Origin of the sequence: Lysinibacillus sp. NPDC092081, from assembly GCF_044755845.1 — a bacterium.
In the GTDB taxonomy this organism is placed as follows: domain Bacteria; phylum Bacillota; class Bacilli; order Bacillales_A; family Planococcaceae; genus Lysinibacillus.
Genome location: NZ_JBIVRU010000001.1, coordinates 100,284 through 121,382 on the forward strand (window position 1 = coordinate 100,284; position 21,099 = coordinate 121,382).

General features: G+C 37.9%; 23 protein-coding genes. 2 read left to right on the plus strand and 21 right to left on the minus strand.

Translation table 11 applies throughout. The features are described 5' to 3' along the window. Positions 1–23 precede the first annotated feature (23 nt). From ACIQLB_RS00540 to ACIQLB_RS00560, 5 genes are all read right to left on the minus strand, one after another. Positions 24–695: a response regulator transcription factor gene (locus ACIQLB_RS00540; protein WP_400719719.1), complete on the minus strand. Its 672-nt coding sequence runs from the start codon at positions 693–695 to the stop codon at positions 24–26. A 155-nt stretch (positions 696–850) separates the two neighbouring features. Further along, positions 851–2,050: a sensor histidine kinase gene (locus ACIQLB_RS00545; protein ID WP_400719721.1), complete on the minus strand. Its 1,200-nt coding sequence runs from the start codon at positions 2,048–2,050 to the stop codon at positions 851–853. Positions 2,051–2,056: 6 nt separating this feature from the next. Then, positions 2,057–2,497, minus strand: coding sequence for a CcdC protein domain-containing protein (locus tag ACIQLB_RS00550; protein ID WP_400719723.1), 441 nt, complete (start codon positions 2,495–2,497; stop codon positions 2,057–2,059). A gap of 317 nt (positions 2,498–2,814) precedes the next feature. Then, complete coding sequence (locus ACIQLB_RS00555) at positions 2,815–3,819, minus strand: serine hydrolase domain-containing protein (protein WP_400719725.1); 1,005 nt, start codon at positions 3,817–3,819, stop codon at positions 2,815–2,817. A gap of 24 nt (positions 3,820–3,843) precedes the next feature. Beyond that, entirely contained in the window at positions 3,844–4,668 is an 825-nt protein-coding gene (locus ACIQLB_RS00560) for a MerR family transcriptional regulator (protein WP_400719727.1), read from the minus strand. Between the two features lie 184 nt (positions 4,669–4,852). Here ACIQLB_RS00560 and ACIQLB_RS00565 point away from each other — a divergent pair, with 184 nt between their 5' ends. Together ACIQLB_RS00565 and ACIQLB_RS00570 are read left to right on the plus strand one after the other, a co-directional pair. Then, positions 4,853–5,449 carry a TetR/AcrR family transcriptional regulator gene (locus tag ACIQLB_RS00565; RefSeq protein ID WP_400719729.1) on the plus strand — a complete coding sequence of 199 codons (597 nt, stop codon included), beginning with the start codon at positions 4,853–4,855 and terminating at the stop codon, positions 5,447–5,449. Between the two features lie 64 nt (positions 5,450–5,513). After that, on the plus strand, positions 5,514–6,656 hold the full coding sequence (locus tag ACIQLB_RS00570) for an MFS transporter (protein WP_400719731.1): 1,143 nt from the start codon (positions 5,514–5,516) through the stop codon (positions 6,654–6,656). A gap of 292 nt (positions 6,657–6,948) precedes the next feature. On the opposite strand, the gene mdh is transcribed toward ACIQLB_RS00570, so the two are convergent. From mdh to ACIQLB_RS00650, 16 genes are all read right to left on the minus strand, one after another. Then, complete coding sequence (gene mdh, locus ACIQLB_RS00575; RefSeq protein WP_400719733.1) at positions 6,949–7,896, minus strand: malate dehydrogenase; 948 nt, start codon at positions 7,894–7,896, stop codon at positions 6,949–6,951. Further along, on the minus strand, positions 7,896–8,261 hold the full coding sequence (locus ACIQLB_RS00580; RefSeq protein ID WP_400719735.1) for a BMC domain-containing protein: 366 nt from the start codon (positions 8,259–8,261) through the stop codon (positions 7,896–7,898). The genes mdh and ACIQLB_RS00580 overlap by 1 nt, the downstream gene beginning before the upstream one ends. Further along, positions 8,254–8,538 carry a EutN/CcmL family microcompartment protein gene (locus tag ACIQLB_RS00585; protein WP_079560024.1) on the minus strand — a complete coding sequence of 95 codons (285 nt, stop codon included), beginning with the start codon at positions 8,536–8,538 and terminating at the stop codon, positions 8,254–8,256. Before ACIQLB_RS00585 ends, ACIQLB_RS00580 begins: the two co-directional genes overlap by 8 nt. A gap of 33 nt (positions 8,539–8,571) precedes the next feature. After that, the gene (locus tag ACIQLB_RS00590; RefSeq protein WP_400719738.1) at positions 8,572–9,438 is read right to left on the minus strand and encodes a phosphate propanoyltransferase; all 867 of its coding nucleotides are present in this window, start codon (positions 9,436–9,438) and stop codon (positions 8,572–8,574) included. Positions 9,439–9,450: 12 nt separating this feature from the next. Beyond that, a complete protein-coding gene (locus ACIQLB_RS00595; protein WP_400719740.1) occupies positions 9,451–10,041 on the minus strand; it encodes a phosphate propanoyltransferase in 591 nt (196 codons plus the stop codon). A 149-nt stretch (positions 10,042–10,190) separates the two neighbouring features. Then, positions 10,191–10,469 (minus strand): BMC domain-containing protein, encoded by a 279-nt coding sequence (locus ACIQLB_RS00600; protein ID WP_053482447.1) that lies wholly within the window; start codon positions 10,467–10,469, stop codon positions 10,191–10,193. A 16-nt stretch (positions 10,470–10,485) separates the two neighbouring features. Then, positions 10,486–11,976 (minus strand): aldehyde dehydrogenase family protein, encoded by a 1,491-nt coding sequence (locus ACIQLB_RS00605; protein WP_400719743.1) that lies wholly within the window; start codon positions 11,974–11,976, stop codon positions 10,486–10,488. A gap of 14 nt (positions 11,977–11,990) precedes the next feature. Further along, the gene (gene eutL, locus ACIQLB_RS00610; protein WP_400719745.1) at positions 11,991–12,641 is read right to left on the minus strand and encodes an ethanolamine utilization microcompartment protein EutL; all 651 of its coding nucleotides are present in this window, start codon (positions 12,639–12,641) and stop codon (positions 11,991–11,993) included. Between the two features lie 11 nt (positions 12,642–12,652). Then, entirely contained in the window at positions 12,653–13,684 is a 1,032-nt protein-coding gene (gene eutC, locus ACIQLB_RS00615) for an ethanolamine ammonia-lyase subunit EutC (RefSeq protein ID WP_400719747.1), read from the minus strand. A 9-nt stretch (positions 13,685–13,693) separates the two neighbouring features. After that, on the minus strand, positions 13,694–15,064 hold the full coding sequence (locus tag ACIQLB_RS00620) for an ethanolamine ammonia-lyase subunit EutB (protein WP_400719749.1): 1,371 nt from the start codon (positions 15,062–15,064) through the stop codon (positions 13,694–13,696). 5 nt (positions 15,065–15,069) lie between these two features. Beyond that, entirely contained in the window at positions 15,070–16,494 is a 1,425-nt protein-coding gene (locus tag ACIQLB_RS00625) for an ethanolamine ammonia-lyase reactivating factor EutA (RefSeq protein ID WP_400719751.1), read from the minus strand. A 20-nt stretch (positions 16,495–16,514) separates the two neighbouring features. Then, positions 16,515–17,012, minus strand: a complete 498-nt coding sequence (locus ACIQLB_RS00630; protein WP_400719754.1) for a EutP/PduV family microcompartment system protein — start codon at positions 17,010–17,012, stop codon at positions 16,515–16,517. 12 nt (positions 17,013–17,024) lie between these two features. Beyond that, on the minus strand, positions 17,025–17,366 hold the full coding sequence (eutS, locus tag ACIQLB_RS00635) for an ethanolamine utilization microcompartment protein EutS (protein ID WP_053482454.1): 342 nt from the start codon (positions 17,364–17,366) through the stop codon (positions 17,025–17,027). Next, positions 17,363–18,625, minus strand: a complete 1,263-nt coding sequence (gene eutH, locus ACIQLB_RS00640) for an ethanolamine utilization protein EutH (protein WP_400719755.1) — start codon at positions 18,623–18,625, stop codon at positions 17,363–17,365. The genes eutS and eutH overlap by 4 nt, the downstream gene beginning before the upstream one ends. A 295-nt stretch (positions 18,626–18,920) precedes the next feature. After that, the gene (locus ACIQLB_RS00645; RefSeq protein WP_400719756.1) at positions 18,921–19,499 is read right to left on the minus strand and encodes an ANTAR domain-containing response regulator; all 579 of its coding nucleotides are present in this window, start codon (positions 19,497–19,499) and stop codon (positions 18,921–18,923) included. Beyond that, complete coding sequence (locus tag ACIQLB_RS00650) at positions 19,492–20,934, minus strand: sensor histidine kinase (protein WP_400719757.1); 1,443 nt, start codon at positions 20,932–20,934, stop codon at positions 19,492–19,494. The genes ACIQLB_RS00645 and ACIQLB_RS00650 overlap by 8 nt, the downstream gene beginning before the upstream one ends. Between the last annotated feature and the right edge of the window lie 165 nt (positions 20,935–21,099).

The following is a 21,099-nucleotide window of genomic DNA, read 5'->3' on the forward strand; positions in this document are numbered from 1 at the left end:
TTAAACCTTCAGCCTCAGCTTAGCTACAAAACTATTCGATTGCGAATAGCATATACAACAGCTTGTGTTCGATCCTCTGCACCAATTTTTTGTAGTATTCGATGAACATGCGTCTTCACTGTACTCTCACTAATGTGAAGTACATTGGAAATTTCTTCGTTTTTTAATCCGTACGCCATTTGTTGGAGAACTTCAAGCTCACGCTCAGTGAACATTTCAAACATCTCTATTTTTGCTTTATTCGTTTTAATATCCTCATTTGCTGATTTAATCGCTTTGGCCATAACCTTTGCTGCTATAGACGTACGAAAAATTGCTTCTCCACGGTATGCGGCTCTTATTGTATCAATAAGTTCATCTGGGGTTGCGTCTTTCAGTAAATATCCTACTGCGCCTGAACGAATACCATCATAAACATATTCTTCTAAATCAAACGTTGTAAGTATGACCACTTTTATATTCGGAAATGCTGTTAAAATTTCACGAGTTGCCTCAATACCACTCTTTTCTGGCATTTGAACGTCCATTAATACAACATGAGGAACAGTACTCTTAACTAGATCTACAGCTTCACGCCCATTTGCTGCTTCACCTATAACTTCCATATCTTCTTGAGCTTTAATAATGTAACTCAATCCATGACGTATTAACTTTTGATCATCTACAATCGCTACACGAATTAAATTATTCTTCATATTGCTTCACCTTTCAAATACCGCTATTTAACATCTTTCAGAAGAGTCTCCCTCCTCTATAGGTGATAAGATGAATGCGGATTTAAGTTATTTTTCAGCGGGTGTCCAAGCATCCGCTGAAAGAGGTTAAAGCCGAAAGCCGATTCCGGACGCAATTATGTCGAGGCATAATTGCTTGGTACTTTTACTATTAAAGCTAACCCATGAGGATCACGTGATTGGATTAGACAAGATCCACCTACTTTTTGACATCGTTCCTTTATCCCTGCTAATCCAAACCCGGGAATGAATTTTGTTTGTTCTGTAAATATCCCATTATCCACTATACTCATTATTACACTTGTCCCATTATTAAAAATTGTAACTTCAACATCCGAAGCTTCGGCATGGCGAATAACATTCGTCAATGCCTCTTTCAAAATTCGATACAGCAGTTCAAAAGTCTCCAGTTTCCCTTCTGTAATTTCATCAGTCATTGTGAATTTAATATCTAACCCACTATGCTCTCGAACTTGTTTAATAAGGCTTTGCAAAGCAATCAAACCTATCCCTTCATCATCTATCGCCATTTGATGTACAACTGTACGTACTTCCGTTAAACATCCACGCGTTATTTCTAAAATCGTTTGTAACGTATTATCAATTTTTGAGGAATCTGCTCTCATTATATAAGGAAACGCTTGTAATTGAACAATGATGGTGGTAAGCCCGTGTCCAATACTATCATGAATATCTTTAGCAATTCTGGTTCTTTCCTCAAGCACTGCATAGCGTAAAGATTGGACTGTAGATTCTTCTAACTCCTTATGTGCTTGTTGAAGTTCTTTATGTGCAGACTCTAACTGTGAATGAATTTCTTGTAATTCTTTAAAATGATGGGCCCTTAATTCATTCGCTTCACGTCTAATACGAGCACTTCGAAAAATCGCAAACATTCCTGCATAGACAATAAAAAATGCAAATATGTCATCCATCGTGCTATGTTCAAATTTAAGTAAAATTATTACGTTTGTAGCAATCACAATAGCTGCAAAAATAAGGGATAATTTATCGGGTAGTCGTAATGCAGCATATCCTATTAGATAAAACATTAAGACAATTGATGCCCGCTCCTGTCCAAAACCACCCCAGAAACACGCTATTAAAATCAATACCGAGAGTCCCATAAAAATGCGTGTTTTACTACTCACTGTATTCGGTAACCATAGAAGAACCGAATACAGTGTGAAAATCACAATGACAAGTATTATGTTTGATATGGTAACAGCACTTATATTTTTTATTAAAAAACATAATAATAAGATGTTTAAAAAAACTCTTCTCATTTTATTGTTAAAGAAACTTTTTAAATTCATATTTTTTCATCCCGTAAGTTGTTTGTATCTCATATAAATAATATACCGACGAGCACATACACTACCAAGCGGTATAAACATAAGAGCATTCGTTAATGATATTACCGCATGCTCTTTCCCCCAATTTGCTGCAAGTAGACGTAAAAAAAGAATGCCAAGAAATACAATAACCCCAGCAACAGAACTTTGTGAAGTTACGATTCCTCTTTCATGATTAACACGAATTTTTTCTAGTTTTCCTCTCCATATCCCTATACCTATGCCAATTATTAAACAAATGAAATACAAAATAATGCTTATTGGCGTTATTTTATCTGAAGTTAAAATAGAAGTACACGCTAACCAAATTAACAAAATCGGTGTTATCCACATTCGAGTTGGTCTAATTTGTTTCTCCCTTACCATAAGAAGAATAATGACAATAAGGACACCTAAGTAACTACTCATTTCTTTCCCTCTCTTTGTTTTATTAATTCTTAATAAAGTATAATTTATAAGAAAATAAAAATCGTCCATTTTTGGATTGATTTTTTGAACTACTATCCATCTGTAGATGTAGTGTCAAAGAAGTACCTGAAAAAGGACTAGATTGTTATTTCAATAATATTCGTCCCCTCATAGAAAAAACCTCCCCAATTAGGAATGTAAATGACTATAGCCGCCTTTTCATTCTTGTTCGGAGAGGTTAAATTTACTTTCAAGATTCGGTATAAGAAGTTGTTATTTGGATAACTCATATTTCTTTTTTATGTATAACATAAAATTTATATTACCGCTGGAATTATATACTCTTTAATTAATGGCCATCTATCTCGTGGATTCTTGATGAATTCTGAACTAATTACCACAACCATATTCATTTTCGGTATACAACAAATCATATTGCCACCATCCCCTATTGCTGAATATGTAGAGAGTCCATCTTCTTGTCTTAACCACCATAAGTAACCGTAATTGTTTTGGTTCATCTCCGTTGAATCACGAATCCATGTCTCTGAGAGAACTCTATTATCATCCCAAATGCCCTTATTTAAATAGAGGTAGCCAAATCGCGCCATATCACGAGTAGTTAATGTTAGCCCCCATCCACCTGTCGAATGATCGTTTGGATCATGAACCCACCCCTTAACGTTTTTCCCGAATAAATCATCAAACCCATATGCGTTCATTTTATAGTCTGGAATTTCTTTCATGCCAAGCGGTGTAAACAAATGTTCATTGGCGAACGCTCGTGCACTCTTGCCTGTACTTTGAGTAAGAATAGCTGACAATAAATGTGCTCCAGCTGAGGAATATTTAAAAATGCCTAAATCCCCGTTTTTACCCATTATATCAAGTGTATATTTTATCCAATCCTGCTGTTGACATAGAATATCTAGCGGCTCGTGCCAATCCTCATATGGATATGGTACTGTCATTGTAAGAAGATGCCGTATAGTAATCTGTTGTTTCTGCTTATCAGCATCAGAAATATATTTTTGGAAAAAATCTATCACTTTCTCTTCCACGCTCTGAATATATCCTTTATCAATAGCGATGCCTATAAGTGCAGATAGTACACTTTTGGTCACAGATGCTACATGGTGACAATCATCAGGACCTTTGCCATTAAAATATTTTTCATAGGCTAAATGACCATTTCTAATTATAACAATGCCATTTATATTGTTATAATCACTTTTTATCGTGTGCTCTAGCTTGGATAGCTTTTCATTGTTCATATATATGCTTTCAGGCTCTACCGTGTGCCAATTTATTATTGTTTGCATAGGAACCTCCTAAATGTAGTTTTGTCATTTTTTCTTTACAGGAAAATGTACCTCAGTAACATAATCCACAGGGGCGTTTTCTTGATTTGGATCTGTTACATATATTTCATATGGTGGCGATATCAGTTCATAACCCTCGTTTTCAATCCACTTCATCAAATTAGCATAGACAGATGTTAATTCTGGATAAGCTCCCTTTAAAACAGATTTAACACAGAGACTACCAGACAATTCTCTCGTTCCTTTGACAGACTCAGCTATTGGAATGGCAAACTCAGTATCATTGCCGGCAGGATTAAATTCTGGGCTATGGTAAATCGTCATCGGCTTACCGAGTAGAGTGAACTTCTCCTTAGCAATCTTTTCATATAGCTTGCTAAAATAATTTCCATATCCCAATGCATAGTCATCACTGCTCAATACCAGTCGCTTATAAAGGATATTCATTGGCTTTGTTTCAATAAGGTGTACTTCGATATCGTCAAGGTACGACATGATTGGTACCCCCTTTTCTAAGTTTGAAATATCATGACTTAGTTGTTTTACAAGGAATTCAAAAGCCTTTAGTTTCTCTTGAAGTTCATTGCTCTTCTGGTTAAGCACTGAACAAAGCATTTCTTCGGATTGATCCTCTTCTAATGCCAGCATCATTTTAATTTCTTCAAGAGAAAAATGATAAGATTTTAAACGGTTAATATAGAGCATCTTTTTAAGTTGTTCGATGGAATAATACCTATAACCGCTTTCAGCATTAATCTCATTGGGGTTAATTAATCCGATTTCATCGTAATATCGAAGTGTTTTTGTAGAGACACCACATATTTTCGAGAATTCTCCTATTGATAGCACAAAACCACCTCACTCATTTATTTGTTACTTGCTACAATTCATTTATACACCTTCCCCTAAGGACAAAGTCAATCAAGACTTATACTTTTATCTCTTTATCTTTTACTTTCCTTGACTGAAAACTTTTATTGACCACTTAGTACAAAAAGGATATTCTATTAATGTATGTGGGAGGAGGATAAATTTGAATAAACGAGGCAGACCCCGAGAGTTTGAGTATTCCTCAATTGTAGATGTCGCCATGAAAACCTTTTGGAAAAGAGGATATGAGGGGTGTTCTACACAGGATTTATGCAATGATACTGGACTTGGGAAAGGCAGCTTATACAATGCTTTTGGTAGTAAACATGAACTGTATGAACAAGTATTAGAACGCTATCATGAAACTGGGATTAGGGAACAAATGAAATTGCTAGATGTTCCAATCCTAGTTAAAGAACGATTAAGTAATTTTTTTCAATGGGCATTGAAAGAAGACTTTGAGAACAGTGATCAAAAAGGATGTTTATTAATTAATGCCGGCGTGGAACGAGCTCAAAACGATTCAGCGGTTCAAGAAATTTTCTCACGACATGTCGAGCTTCTTAGACAAGCTATTGAAAAAGTAATGGAGGAAGGATTGCAAACTGGCGAAATTTCAAAAAAGCAAACAGCCGAGGAAATAGCTAGTCTATTTTTAAGCAGTTATTACGGCTTTCGTGTTCTTAATGTTTCGATGCAAAATCGGATGTTGTCTGAGCAGATTATGAAAGGAACATTGGAATCTATTTTTGGCGCTTAGTGCGCTCTTTTTTAGCACCATTTTTGTACCGAACGTTACAATAGTAAATTTAAGGAGTGTTTTTATGCCATCGATTATTTATTTACTAGCTTTAGCGATATTTTGTATGACTACATCTGAATTTATGGTTGCAGGTATGATGAACGAACTTGCTCTTGCATTTCAGGTTTCTGTATCTTCAATCGGATATTTAATTACTGCTTATGCAGGAGCAATGGTAGTAGGAGGACCTATTTTAACTGCGACTCTTCTACGAATACGCTGTAAACAAGCATTATTATTTTTAATGTTTGTATTTTTAATGGGCCAGTCACTCGGAGCTATTGCTTGGAACTATGATAGTATGATGGTTTCACGTATTATTACCGGTATTGCTTCATCTTCAGCATTTGGTGTTGCCATTTCCTTTTCTGCAACATTGGTTCCCCCTAATTCAAGAGGAAAAGCTGCATCTATCGTACTTGCAGGTTTAATGATCGCAACAGTCTTAGGCTTACCTATAACAACGATTATCTCGCAAAATTTTGGCTGGCGTATTAGTTTTGGCTTTGTTACTATTCTCGTACTAGTTTCCGGGATTATGATTCAATTGTTACTACCATCATCGCCAAACAAAGAACTATTAAACTGGAAAGACGAGCTCATACGCTTTAAGAACATTCATCTTTGGGCAGCGTACATAACAAGTATGTTTATTATAGGTGGTACGTTTGCAGCATTTAGTTATTTCACACCTATCTTTACAAATATCACTGGCTTTTCAAGCGCAAGTATTCCATATTTACTTGCTCTCTATGGTAGTGCAACAATAATTGGAAATATAGTGATTGGCAAGTTTGCTGATAAATACACAATAGAAACACTGTTGAGTGGATTGATTATTTTAATCGTAGCATTGTCTTTATTTGCTTTAGGAGCTGAAAATAAATATATTGCAGTTATTACTACTATTTTTATTGGCTTGACTGGTGTTGCAATGAATCCAGCTATGGTAGCGAGAGTGATGAAAACAGCTAATAATAATACGATGATCAATACCATTCATAGTTCTTTTATTACGCTTGGTATTGTTATTGGTTCATCACTTGGCGGTCTAGGTATTAGTAATGGATATGGCTATATATCACCACTGTGGATTGGCGTTAGTTTAGCTACCTTAGGATTACTATCATTATTCCCCTATTTACATAAAAGGAAGAAAAATTAATGGGTACTACATCTAAAGTGTTCCGGCTACTACCAAGCCATTTTTCAGCAGGAGTATCTAGGTACTCGCCCCTATCTTAAACTGCTAATTTGAGTGTGTATACCAAAGAAGCTCTCCTCGTCGCCTTCGCGATCAAAGAGAGCTTCTTATTTTATATAAATACGGGGGAATTTTAACTAGCTTTCAAGTACAATGTTCGGTTTCCAATCAAACATTTTCAAGAGCTAAATGTTATAACAACAAATATATATAGTTGGGGATCCTACATATCTTATTGTTGTATAGAGTCTGATTACCCTATGTTTTGACAAATTGTTAATACTTGTTTGACGGCTTCTGCCGATTGATGTAGTGCCGTTTGTTCTTCATTTGTAAGGTGCAATTCTATGACCGATTCAATGCCATTGCCACCTAATATTGTCGGCACCCCTAAAAATAATTCGTGGTAACCGTACTCTCCTTCTAAAAGGGCGATAGAAGGAATTATTTTACGCTGATCTTTCATGATGATTTCGACCATCTGTGCACATGCAGCAGCTGGCGCATAATAAGCACTACCATTGCCTAACAAACCAACAATTTCACCGCCACCTTTACGTGTACGTTCTACGATTTGCTGTAGTCTGTCTTGAGGAATCAGTTTTTCTAATGGGATTCCTCCAGCATAGGAATATCGAATTAGAGGAACCATTTCGTCTCCATGTCCACCTAAAACAAATCCTGATACATCCTCTGGTGCAATTTGCAGTTCTTGTGCTACAAATGTATTAAAACGCGCTGTATCTAATACACCTGATTGACCGATGATACGATTTTTTGGAAAGCCTGTTTCCTTATAGCAAACATAGGTCATGGCATCGACTGGATTGCTTAATATAAGCACTATGCTGTTAGGTGCATAGTGTTTGATTTGTTTAGAAACTTGTTGAATGATTTTTGCATTCGTCGTCACTAAGTCATCACGACTCATACCAGGTTTACGAGGAATACCAGCTGTAATAATGACAATACTTGCTCCAGCTATATCCTCATAATTGCTCGTTCCTTTAATAGAAACATTAAACTTTTCGATTGGTCCTGTTTGTAATAAATCCAACGCCTTTCCCTTTGTCGGATTTTCCGCTTCTGGAATATCTAACAGGACAACATCTCCTAGCTCTTTTTGGGCTAAAAATAAACTTAATGTCGCGCCTGTATGACCCGCTCCGATAACAGCAATTTTACTTTTTCGAAATGTCATTAAGCCTCACCTCGATTTTCAGTAGCTGCTGTTTCTGTCGTTTTTTTAGCACGCGTTGGTGTTGGAGTTGATGCTGGCTTTTTCTTTGGTGCTTCTGGCCCTTTAATCATTTGAAAAACATCTTCATCTGGTCTAGGAATTACGTGAGCACCTAATAGTTCTCCAACGCGCATTGCAGCGGCTTTTCCAGCCTCTACTGCTGCTTGGACAGAACCAACATCACCTTTCACGACGACTGTCACAATCCCACCATCAACGAACTCTTGCTTGACGATAGTTACATCTGATGACTTTATCATCGCATCAGCAGCTTCGTAAGAGCCTACTAATCCTTTTGTCTCAATCATTCCAATAGCGCTACTCATTCTCTTCACCTCGCATCACTTCTGTAGAATCAATAATACCTATAACGACCGCATCGATAGGCAACGGATTTTCTTTCATAATATATCTGGATGATCCACCACTTGTAATGAGCACATCGTCGCCGATCCCTGCCCCGATACGGTCAGCTGCTACAATTTCTGAACGAATCGGCTGTTGATTAGAATCGATTGGTTGAATAATTAATAATTTTAAGCCATTCAACCCTTCTTCTTTACGTGTTGCCCATACACTACCTATCACTCTTCCCATCTGCATGAACTTCACCTCTTTATCCCACATGGACTATAATTACTCAGAGCGAATTGTTAACGTCTTATTCAACTCTCGTATTTTGTCATAAGCCAATGCTGTCACAATTGTCTTTTTAGGAACAACAATTTCCTGCGCCTCTATTTCAAGTACTTCTACTTGCGAAAGTAGCTTCTTATCAAATTGATAGCTTAATGGTCTTTCAGCTTGACTTACGACTAGCGGAAGTTCTTTGACATTCATTTGTTCATTAGCTTGAGCATTGACAATCTCTGCAAATGCGCCTTGTTGGATTAAACCTGCATTTGCCTCATCTGTATCGATATGCATCTCCAAGCGATAACGCTCAGACACGCGAATCGTTACATTTGATAAAATAATGGATCTTAAACCTTCTACTTTAATTTGTACCGATTGTCCGTCCACTACTTGGAACCGAGCACTGTCAGCTGGTGACATATGAATATGTGCCTGTGCTATAATGAGTCCCTCATTTAGCACGACACTACCCTTTGGACCAATAAGTGTAACGGGGCTAGATCCTTTTATATCTCCTGAAATTCTTAGTGGTGGTTTAACCCCTAATTTCATCGCGTCTGTCCAGCTAATTTCCACTTGGGATAATGAACGAGCTGGGCCTAAAATGCGCACTCGCTCAATGGAACCCTTTGGACCAGCAATAACAACTGTTTCCTCAGCAGCAAACTGTCCTGGCTGTGAAAGCTCAAACTTCGGTGTTAATTGATAATTCTCACCAAAAAGCTGCTCCACTTCCGCTTGAGCAAGGTGGACATGTCGTGCTGATACACCAACAGGGATTTTTCCGTCATGTTGAGAGGAAGGCTGATTTTTTAAAACTTGCTGCAATACTTCTTCAACAATTTTTTGGACTAAATTTTCCTGCATCTAACCTCCTCCTTATGTCAATGATCTGATAATTCTTCCTTGGGCTTGTTGTTCAATAAAGCCCGCATTCGCTTCATCTGTATCGATATGCATCTCTAAACTAAAATCATTCGATACACGAACTACAACTCCACGAAATGTCACAGGTCGCTCACTATCAACTTCAACAGATACTAATTCATTATTTTGAACGTTCAATGCTATCGCATCTTCTTCCGTCATATGAATATGTGCCTGTGCAATAATGACTCCCTGCTTGATGATTATTTCATGTTCTTGATTGATTAATTTGATGCCAGTTGAACTTTCGATATCACCCGATTGTCTCAAAGGAGGGGTTAATCCTAATTTCATTGCATCTGTTCGACTAATTTCCACCTGTGTTGCCGCTCTTACAGGACCTAATACACGTACATTGTGAAGAACACCTTTTGGTCCCTCTATAGAGACACGCTCTTTGGCTGCAAACTGTCCTGGCTGCGAAAGATCAAAATCCTTCGTTAGTGCTGCATTCGGACCAAAAAGTGCTTGTAAATCCTCTTCACTGACATGTATATGACGAGCTGAAATGGCCACAGGAAATGTTTTCGTCGCTGTATTCAAGTTAGCCACCTCTATATCTTTTTAGCTATATTTTTATAGGGAATAAAGCAGGATGAGGCGCAATGTCTAACATCCTGCCCTTCCCTTTATGATGTTCTATCCGTCGCTTCGGCTTTTCTTTCCGTCGCCTTTATATGCTAGAGTTAAAATTAAGCCTCTGCTTTTGGTAAAATTAATTCTAATTCATGGTGTGGGCGTGGGATTACATGAACTGATAGAAGTTCTCCAACACGTTGGGCCGCTGCTGCACCTGCATCAGTAGCTGCTTTTACAGCGCCTACATCACCACGAACTAATACAGTGACAATACCGCCACCAACATGTACTTTTCCTACTAAATTAACGCTAGCAGCCTTCACCATTGCATCCGCTGCTTCAATTGCTCCTACTAATCCTTTTGTTTCTACCATTCCTAATGCTGTACTCATTTGTCATTCCTCCAAATTATTTATTTTGTAATGTGATTTGTTTTAATACTTGATCAACAATTTGTTGAACTACTGCTGTATCCAAAGATGGATCTTGTGCCTTAATATTCTCTACTACTGGTTTTACTAAGAATTCTGGTTTTGGCACATCTACATCTTTAATGCCATAAGCCATACGTTTAATATTCAATAAATGTCTCGCTGTAATGTTATCGGACGTAATATTGCCACCAAACGTACCACACCCTAATGTAAAGGATGGTGCCAATCCAGTAGTTCCACCAACAGCGCCAATAGATGATAATGTATTGACAACAATTCGGGACACTGGTAAATCGACTGAAAACTGCTCCGCTAAAGCTGTATTCTCTGTATGAATCGAGCATGTATGCCCGCGTCCACCAATGTTTAGTAAATCAATCATCACCTGTTTTGCCTCTGTACTGTCCTCGACTGTATATAACGCAAATATCGGTGATAATTTTTCAAGTGAAAATGGAATGTTCTTGCCGATCATTGTTTCCATACCTACAAGTACTTTTGTGTCTTCCGGCACGGTAATACCGATAGAATCTGCTAAGCAGGCTGCTGATTTACCTACAATTTGAGGATTTACTTTCCCAGGAACAGGAGAGATCAACTTCTCCATCTTCACCTTCTCTTCATCACTCAAAATATACGCATTGTTTTTCTTTAACTCTGTTAAAACTTGCTCTGCAATGACTTTATCTACGATAATTGATTGCTCTGTCGCACAAATCGTGCCGTTATCAAAAGACTTACTTTGTACAAGCTGGCGAACTGATTTGGATATATTCGCCGATTTTTCAATGTAAGCTGGAACATTCCCTGGTCCTACACCATAAGCTGGCTTACCTGAACTATAGGCAGCTTTTACTAGCGCACCGCCACCAGTCGCTAAAATTAAGTGAATATCTGGGTGCTTCATTAATTGCTGCGTAGCCTCCATAGAAGACATTGTTAAACAGTGTAGCAATCCTTCTGGTGCTCCTGCTTTTTCTGCAGCTACTCTACAAATCTCTAAAGCTTCCTTTGTACAATCAACCGCATATGGGTGTGGGCTTAGTACGAGACCATTTCTAGTTTTCAATGAGATAAGTGTTTTAAAGATTGCTGTTGATGTTGGATTTGTCGTTGGTACAATGCCCGCGATTACTCCAAACGGACTAGCAATCTCTGTCACTTTCTTCATTCGATCGACACCAACGACACCAACAGTCTTCAAATCTTTAATATCTTCATAGACATCTCTAGAGGCTACCTCATTTTTCATTTTTTTATGATTAGGTATGCCCATCCCTGTTTCCTGAACGGCCATATTTGCCAAACGTTCTGCCTCTTTAAATGCGGCATCCGCAACAGCCTTGACGATATTATCTACTTGTTGCTGTGAATACTGCATGTAAGCAGCCTGTGCAATATTGGCACGTTTCACTGCGTCTCTCATTTCTTGAATTGCTAATAAATCTTTATCTAATGTGGCCATAAAGCCCCTCCTTTCTAAACAACTGGATTTCTTGCTAAATTCTCAATAGCTTCTCTAAAAGCATCGGCAGCAGCTTGGCAGGAAGATTGGCTACCACTTACTAAACCGCCACCGAAATTGGTTTCAGATGGTGGACCAAAGAAAACCTTTAGCTCTACATCTGCCGCCTTTAATGCAGTATCCAAACCAACGACTGCCTCAAGGGGCGGTGCTATTAAATAAGCAAGGGCTGTTCCAACCTTAACGTTTGCTAGCTCAGCCAAATACGTACCGCAGCTTGCTACAGTATGTGCAAAAAGAGCATGGCTTTCATTTTGAAGAATGGCTTCAAAATACGTATCAAACTTAATTTTCTGCTGTATCGCATCGAAACCACTGCGTATTTCATCAGGCGAGCTACCAGCAATAATACCAATGACCTCTCCAGATAATGGTCCAGATGCATGTGCCGCTCCAGCATAAAAGCTTTTTGCATAAACAACGTCAACATCTGCTTTTTTCGTAGCTTCGTCCAACGCTACATAGCCAACATCATCTATTGTTAGAGTTACGAGTCCAATGCTATTGTGATATGGCTTTAAATCTAATTGCTCCGCTAATTCACTATTCACTCTTGGAATGATTTGCATTGCCAAAATTTCTGCCATAATTTTTTGAGGATTCATTATTTGGCCCCCTAACCTTCTTTTGCCACAAGACCTACTCCACTTGCCTTGTAATGCAATATTTTTTGAACGACTGTTCCTAAATAAGCACCTGCCTCTAATGGGGGGATACCACCTTTATGAATGTTCGAAACGACCATTCGATCAGCTTCTACTGTGCCCATTCTAGGTTGATAGCATATATAAGCACTCATTGACTCAGCCGATACAAGTCCAGGACGCTCACCGATTAAATAAACGATCACTTCTGCTTGTAAAAGCTCACCAATTTCATCCATAAGAGCAACTCGCCCTTTATCAATATAGAAAGTAGTTCCTATTTCAATATTTAAATTACGAAGACTTTGCTGTAACGCTAAATAAACATCTTGTACATTTTCTTCAATCGCACTTGCACTTAATCCGTTGGAAATAACGATTTGTACTTTTGGATTTTTTTTACATTCTGATTGAATAAGTGTCTTTGCTTCATCTGATAAACGACGACCTAAATCCGGTCTAGTAATATATTCTTCCTTATCTGTCACTCTTGTTGTTACTTGAAAGACATCAAGCTTTTGTAGTAGCCCTTCTGTCACTTCTCCATATACTGCATCTACTGCCGCTGCATGATCGAGTCGGAACTTTAGCCAAGTTTTTGTTTTAGGTCTTGTCCCAGCTCTTCCAACACCTATTCTTGCTGGTGTATGCTTTTTAGCAGCTTGTACACTTTCAGACACTTCATCCTCTTCAAATTTAAAGGCTTTACTAGATGTCGAAGTGTAACTCGGTTCATCATTAATTGCGCTGTAATACGATTGTTCATGATTACTTGATTCAGAATGATAAAGTTTAATTAATGGTTCATTTGATTGTTCTGTTAGACTTGAACTTGCTACTTCATTAGCATAATTAGCATTGGCTTCCGTATCGTTAAACTTAATAAGTGTTTCTTTTTGTTCTTCTACTGGTACAGCTTTTTCATGAGAAGGTTTGTCTGACGCATTATTGCCCATCTTTTCCATAACGAGCTGTGTAATCATCGATACTAGTTGTTCATTCAATGGACTCACCTACCTTTCAAATATAGATAAATCGCCAGCTCTTGCAGATAGACGACCATTTTCATAAATGCCCATTTTTTCTAACCATGCTAGATATTCAGGAGCTGGTTTTTTACCAAACGTTTGAAGTAATGTTGCGACATCATGGAAGCTCATTGACTGATAGTTCAGCATGATATCGTCGCCCATAGGTGCAGCGATAATAAAGTTGACACCAGCTGCTGTTAGTAAAACACTTAAATCTTCAACATCATTTTGGTCTGCCTTAATATGGTTTGTGTAACAAATATCAACGCCCATTGGGATGCCGTGCATTTTGCCCATAAAGTGATCTTCTAGTCCTGCACGTATAACCTGTTTGTTATTGTATAAATACTCAGGTCCAATAAAGCCAACAACCGTATTCACAATATATGGATTAAAATGTCTAGCAAAGCCGTAATTGCGCGATTCAAGTGTTACTTGGTCAATACCCATATGTGCCTCAGCAGATAGCTCCGAACCTTGTCCAGTTTCAAAATAGAATAAGTTCGGGCCAGTTCCTGTTCCTTGCTTTTTCACAAGCTCCTCTGCTTCTCTTATAAGGTCAGCGGAAATACCGAACGAGCGATTAGCAATTTCCGTTCCAGCAATACTTTGGAAAATCATATCGGCTGGCGCCCCTTGTTTAATGGCTTTCATTTGTGTTGTAATATGCGCTAACACACAGTTTTGTGTAGGGATCGACCAATCATTGATAAACTCCTTTGTGGCTTGCAATACTTTTTTCACACTTTCAACTGAGTCATCTACCGGGTTAATTCCAATGACCGCATCGCCAATACCATAGGACAACCCTTCTTTTAATGAAGCAATAATACCGTCAATATTGTCTGTAGGATGATTCGGCTGCAATCTTGAGGAAAGCGTGCCCTTTTGTCCGATCGTAATATTACAAGTGGACAGTATTTCCACTTTATTGGCAGCATGGACAAGATCTAAGTTTGACATCAGCTTTGTAACGGCCGCAATAATTTCTGAATTCATGCCCTTGCTTAATCGTTTTAATTCCCGATCGCCTGTTTCATTGGACAAAATGTATTCTCTTAATTGCTCGATACTCCAGTTTTTAATTTCTCCATAAATTTGCTCATTGATATCACCTTCAATAATGCGTGACACTTCATCATTTTCCGAAGGAACTAATGGATGTTCTCTTATATCCTTCACTAACAGCTCACTAAGAACGGCCTTTGCCGCAATTCGTTGCTGTACAGATTCAGCCGCAATACCAGCTAGCTGATCTCCTGATTTTTCTTCATTGGCCTTGGCCATTACATCTTTTAATGATTTAAAATTATATTTTTCTCCACCAAATATCACCGATAGATTCACATTCATCCTCCTTACTTTGAGTGGAAAGCAAGTGTTTTTACAACGACTGGGACAACACCGGATGGTAGTACTTCCCCAATGTCAATATAATCACCTGTTTCTACTTTAATTTGATCGATGCAAATGATGGGAACTGTTTGATTGATCGCTCGTATCGTTTGCCCAATAACCTTTGCATAATCTGATTGAATGACTATGATAATTGGCATTTCCTTGGAGCTTCTCGTCGCTAAGTGCTTCAAAATGGCCTGACATAATGCATGGACATCCTGGAAACTTAAATATGGTGACTGACTAAAATAGAGTGCAAACGGAGAGCGATTCTCCTGGATAGAAAATAGAGCATCAGCTCGTTCTACAGCTGTTTTCACCGTATTGTCGAATTCTTTGCTGTTCGTATCCATATGACAATTGAAAACAGGCACATTTTTTAAAGGCAATACTTCCGCATCTACCTGAATCGTTGCACCGCTAATTTCAGTTGTTTGCGTACCCGCACCAGTCACAGTTGCCCGCGCTGTTTCCTCTGGTTTTAACCATAAAAAGGATTGTAGCTGTTCATGCTGGAAAAGACTTTTTGCCAATTTTTCGCCAATATCATCATACTGACGGTTTGTACATTCATTTTCATAAATACAGGCGGCTACTCCACCGGAAAAAACGACTGCTTCAACTGGTTTATCCCAAGTTGGCAAATGTCCTAGCAATAATGGATGCTGTTCATCTGTTAATTGTCCGCTTAGCGTCATCGTTACTATATCCACCATTTCTTGGATTAGTTGTATGACGCGTACATCCTCTGCTGAATCACCAACCTTTAATGGCTTTGACCATTTTTCCATAAGTTTCATAATGGGTGGTGAAATCGATTGGACCATTCCGTTATGAAATTCTATAAGTCTTCCACCGACATGTAATGTACACGTACCAATTACTTCTCCGAATTGCATTACCGCAATATTTGCTGTACCACCACCGATATCGATGTTCGCGATAACTTTCGCAGTATTTTTAGATTGCTGTAAGGTACCTGCGCCCTTTGCTGCAATGATGCCTTCCAAATCGGGTCCAGCAGTAGCAACTAAAAAGTGCCCGGCTGTATCTGAAATCGCATGAACAACCTCGCTGGCATTTTCCTTTGTTGCAGATTCGCCTGTAATGATAATGGCACCTGTTGAAATATCTGCTGGTGAAATTTGGGCTAATTGATATTGCTGAAAAATAAATTGCTCGATTTTTTCCATGTCGATAATTTCTTTATTGATAAACGGTGTTTTAATAATAGGACTTTGATGCAAAACCGTTTTTTCTATAATTTCTATTCGTGGCACATGTGTTACACCTGCAACGTTTTTCAACAGAAAACTACTGACAACCATCTTTGTTGTACTTGTACCAATATCAATGCCTGCACTATAAATTTTTTCTGTCTTCAACTTACTCTCCCCTCTCGCCACTACGGGCAATAAATGAGATAAGGACTATCACGATCCTTCACAAATTGACGAATTTCTTCGTCAGAATTGAGCTGAATAAGTGGCGCAATAAACTCAATACCAAGCTTTTGCCACGAAGAGGTTTTCACAATAGGACCTTGCGTCATGACATTTTGTAATAACGCTGTTGCTCTTTCTACATCTGCATGGGGTGCATCAATTTTTGTAATGACACCAATTTGTATTTTAGGAATTCCTAAGCTAAATTGCGGTGGAAAAACACTCTTTGATGAGGTGGCATCCTGCAAATAAATCACATGTGTCACTTCAAACGATGTCGCCATAATGTTTTTGTAATACATCGGATTTTCTATATATTCTCCGGGTGTATCAACAATCCAGTCATCATAAACGAGTGCCTGTGTTTTATTGGCTTGTCCATCTTTACCCAATAATGCATTCATCAGTGTCGACTTACCTGCTTGCACACCACCTATTATCATTACTCGATTCTTCATATACGGCACATCCTATGACTTAGTTATTTTTGATGGCGTATAGCCTAGCATCTCTGATAGAAAACGGTTAATCTCTAACATCGCCATTTCAACCTCGGAGACACTACCAACAATAACGAGACTGCCAGTAAAGCGATCTAAAAACCCTAGTCTTACATTGGCTGCCTTTGTTGCTAAATCCCCTGCGATAATAACTGTCTCACTCGGTGTACATGTCATGATGCCCAGTGCACCTGCTTCTTGAATGCCCAGCTTTTGAAACATCTCAGGATCGGGATTTGCTATTAGATGACTCAGTGTTAATTGCTTTCCTGGCACAAACTCCTGAATAAACCGCTTCTTTTCTTCACTCACACATCATCACCTCTTTCAAGATTTTTATCTGTTAGATATTCACCTTCTTTAATAATTCCTGCCTTGCGATCCTCTTGTTCTAACCTTAGAGCTGTTGGAACAGATAGCTTATAGGCTAAAATAATAGCGATAACACCCGCTAAAAACTTACCAGCAATAACAGGTAAAATAATTGTCGGTTGGAAGTTAGCCGTAAACGATAAATGATCTCCTAAAAGGAATGCTGAACAAACACCAAAGGCAATGTTAATAACCTTATCTTTCGGTGGCATATGTCGAATGAGTGTAAACATGGCTAAAATATTAGCAATTGTCGCTAAAAGACCTGCGCTTCCTACTGACGATAAGCCTAATTTATTCCCTAACGCTTCTAGAGGTTTCGATGCATATTTTCTTATTAAGTACACCATTGGGAATGCACCCGAAAGCATAATACCGATATACCCTGCTGTTTCTAATGCCCGGAATTGATCGACTTTATCTGCCATGATCGGATCAAAGCCCCACGCACCGAAAATTTTTGTGAAAACACCTGTGAAAATTTCTACAATCGAGAACACTAGCACAAGCTTGATAGCAGCATCCATCACACGTCCAAAAATCATGAAGCCTTTGATCATGCCATTTGGAATTAGCTTAAGACCTAACGCAATTAACACTACGAAAATAAATAAAGGTAATAAATTAATTAATATTTGTAAAACTGAAATGGCAAAGACATATGTTGGTTCCGCTGTTGTACTAATCACTTCCCGAACATTTGTATTAAACGTCACAATCATGATGGAAGAAATAAATGCTCCAATCGGAATAGTTAAAACACCCGCCATAATACCTAAAGCCATATATTTATGATCACGCTTATCTAACATGGCAAGACCCATTGGAATAGAGAACACGATTGTTGCGCCAGACATAAATCCGACCACTAGAGCCATGACCCATCCTTCATAGGACTCTTTTAACGCATTTGCTAATTGGTATCCTCCCATATCTGAAGCTAAAATTGTCGTTGCTGCAATAGCTGGATCAGCACCAATCAATTCAAAAATCGGACTAATAAAATGACTTATAAACCACGTTAAGTAAGGTATAGCAGCCATGATCCCTGCAGCAGGTACAAAAATATGTCCAACCGTATGAATACCATTCATAAACTCTTTCCCGATTCCATATTCAGCATCTCGAATTGCTCCGATTGCCCCTAAAACTGCACAAGTCATAATAATATAAACGATAACCGTTCCTACCATTGCCATCCTACTCATCACCCCTTTATTTTTATCTATATATCTATTTCGCCTTGGCTGGATTGTGTGTCGCTTCGCTTTCGCATAGGTAAACAATGCGTCTAGATTTTGAATTGTGCAGGCACAATTCATTCCTTTCAAAATCCATGACATCCATCAGAGGCTTTATGTTTAACCAGCAGGTGTTGGACACCCACTGTAAAGGAACCACAACCACATTCATCTCACCATCTTTAGAGGTGGGAGCTGAGTGACATTAAAAAAAGACGCAATAAAGAGGAAATCTCTTTAAAGCGTCTTTGCTTTAACTATTTACTTGTAAGGAATTGATAATGCGCCTTGCAATAAGCGCCATTTCCTGTTGAGTCTGCATACTCTCATTGCGAATTTTTTTATAAGCTTCGTCCTCACTCAGGTTCTCTGACTGCATTAGCAAACCTTTTGCTCGTTCGATTATTTTTCGCTTTTCTAATTCTGTTTGTTTATGAAGCAATTCCCCATTTAGACGGTTAAACTTATCAATCTGGTGAAACGCTACTTCCAAAGCTGGAAGGACATTCCTCTCAGAAAACGGTTTCATAACATAGCCTAAAATATTGTCTTGATTCATGTACAGCAACAATTCTTTTTCACTATAAGCTGATATAAATAGCACCGGTATACCGAGCTGCTGTTCAATAATTTTACTTGCCTTTAAACCATCTAGCTTTGGCATTTTAATGTCCATTAAGATTAACTGTGGCTTATGTGTAAAAGCCAACTCAATTGCTGATTCTCCATTATTCGCTTGTGCTACCACTTCGTAGCCATTATCCTCTAGCATAAATTTCAAATCCATCGCAATAAGTGACTCATCATCGACAATCATAACTTTCCTAGTCATTTAGGATAAATACCTCCTCACTTACAGGGAACTGAATTTGAGTATGTGTACCTTGTTCACTAGGGATAATTGAAAATGTGCCAGCTAAATCATATTCAACAAGTCTTGTAATAATTTCCATTCCAAACGATGCCTTCACCTCTTGCATTCCAACGCCGTTGTCAGAAATATAAAGTGAAATAGTGGAAGCATCCTGTTGAAATTGAATATCGATTGCACCCTCCTCACGACCAATAAAAGCATATTTCAGTGCATTTTGCAGTAGCTCACAAATGATTAACGCGAGCGAAACAGCTTTTTTAGAATGACAAAATAACTGTACATTATCGTGATGAAAGGTTAACTGAATAGATGGTGTGTTGGATGTCCCAACCATTTTATATCCAATCTTTTTAGACAACGCGATAACGTCTACTTTCTCTTCAGCGTTATCCTCATTTTCTAAAATAAGTTCATAAACAGATGAAATACTATATATTCGATTTAATGCCTCTTGAAATGCACTTGCACTTGCAGCTGACAAATCATTTCGCATTTGCAAGCGTAATAGACTTGTAACTGTTTGTAAATTATTTTTCACCCGATGGTGAATTTCTCGTATAGCAAATGTTTTCATCATTAGTTCATTTTCTTTCAGCTTAAGCTCTGTAAGATCATGAATAATGAGGAGTGTCACTTTATCGTTTTGATCACGAATAGGAATTTTCTTCACAATAAAGGATTTACGATCAATCGTAATTTCTAAGAAAAAAACATCATCGCCTTTATCATAGACCTCCTGTAAAAAAGGTAAAATCTTATTCAATGCAACGTTGTCAAAACGCGCTAGCCCTGATAGTTCCGATATAAATCGGTAGCCCGCAGGATTGCTATAGATAACTTTGTTTTCATGATTTGTGAGAATAATTGATTCTACTAGCAAATCAGAAACTACTGGAATCGGTTGAGAATTTGCCTCTACAATATGCTCAATTAATGCAAAAGGCATTTGTCGTAAATCATCATTAGGTGTTGTTTGCATTTCCACCTTTTTTTCCTGGATTAATACTGCAATAACCTGTTGTTGGTCATTAAAGAGAGGGACAACGTTTTGTTCAACCGTTATACCTTCCTGTGTGATCGCTCTAGTAATTGACGATTTTTCTTTATTTCTAAAAGCAGCAAATACTGCTGGTTCAAAACTTTCAAATACAAATTTGCCAATTACGGATTTTTCGTATAAGCCACTTTCTGTTTGTGGGAATGCCTCTGCTACAACAATTGCATGCGGTAAGTTTTCCATCATACAATCTATGAACATATAACAATCTGTCAACTCAGCATAATACGATAGTGTAGTTTCTATTTCTATTAACTTTTCTATATCTGTTACAGATAAGTTCGTATATTTTCGACACAATGATTGAATGTTCGACAGGCTAAAACCCCCTATCACGGAATAATCAAAAATTAATTTTGATTATTCTTGAAATATCTTGTCATCATTATAAACCTTTTGCAAAATTATTTTCAATATAAAAAATAATTTATTTTAATAATTTTCGTTGCATTACAAAGAACTATATAGCTTAAAAGAGAAATATTCAACACTTTTTTTCAA

What these genes read in the sequence shown, in the direction of transcription:
- mdh (WP_400719733.1), bottom strand. Translation starts at nt 7,896, where the DNA reads ATGACATTTCGAAAAAGTAAAATTGCTGTTATCGGAGCGGGTCATACA.
- ACIQLB_RS00540 (WP_400719719.1), bottom strand. Translation starts at nt 695, where the DNA reads ATGAAGAATAATTTAATTCGTGTAGCGATTGTAGATGATCAAAAGTTA.
- ACIQLB_RS00620 (WP_400719749.1), bottom strand. Translation starts at nt 15,064, where the DNA reads ATGAATGTGAATCTATCGGTGATATTTGGTGGAGAAAAATATAATTTT.
- eutH (WP_400719755.1), bottom strand. Translation starts at nt 18,625, where the DNA reads ATGGCAATGGTAGGAACGGTTATCGTTTATATTATTATGACTTGTGCA.
- ACIQLB_RS00600 (WP_053482447.1), bottom strand. Translation starts at nt 10,469, where the DNA reads ATGAGTACAGCATTAGGAATGGTAGAAACAAAAGGATTAGTAGGAGCA.
- ACIQLB_RS00645 (WP_400719756.1), bottom strand. Translation starts at nt 19,499, where the DNA reads ATGACTAGGAAAGTTATGATTGTCGATGATGAGTCACTTATTGCGATG.
- ACIQLB_RS00550 (WP_400719723.1), bottom strand. Translation starts at nt 2,497, where the DNA reads ATGAGTAGTTACTTAGGTGTCCTTATTGTCATTATTCTTCTTATGGTA.
- ACIQLB_RS00555 (WP_400719725.1), bottom strand. Translation starts at nt 3,819, where the DNA reads ATGCAAACAATAATAAATTGGCACACGGTAGAGCCTGAAAGCATATAT.
- ACIQLB_RS00545 (WP_400719721.1), bottom strand. Translation starts at nt 2,050, where the DNA reads ATGAATTTAAAAAGTTTCTTTAACAATAAAATGAGAAGAGTTTTTTTA.
- ACIQLB_RS00585 (WP_079560024.1), bottom strand. Translation starts at nt 8,538, where the DNA reads ATGCAGATGGGAAGAGTGATAGGTAGTGTATGGGCAACACGTAAAGAA.
- ACIQLB_RS00580 (WP_400719735.1), bottom strand. Translation starts at nt 8,261, where the DNA reads ATGAGTAGCGCTATTGGAATGATTGAGACAAAAGGATTAGTAGGCTCT.
- ACIQLB_RS00605 (WP_400719743.1), bottom strand. Translation starts at nt 11,976, where the DNA reads ATGGCCACATTAGATAAAGATTTATTAGCAATTCAAGAAATGAGAGAC.
- eutL (WP_400719745.1), bottom strand. Translation starts at nt 12,641, where the DNA reads ATGAATCCTCAAAAAATTATGGCAGAAATTTTGGCAATGCAAATCATT.
- ACIQLB_RS00630 (WP_400719754.1), bottom strand. Translation starts at nt 17,012, where the DNA reads ATGAAGAATCGAGTAATGATAATAGGTGGTGTGCAAGCAGGTAAGTCG.
- ACIQLB_RS00570 (WP_400719731.1), top strand. Translation starts at nt 5,514, where the DNA reads ATGCCATCGATTATTTATTTACTAGCTTTAGCGATATTTTGTATGACT.
- ACIQLB_RS00590 (WP_400719738.1), bottom strand. Translation starts at nt 9,438, where the DNA reads ATGCAGGAAAATTTAGTCCAAAAAATTGTTGAAGAAGTATTGCAGCAA.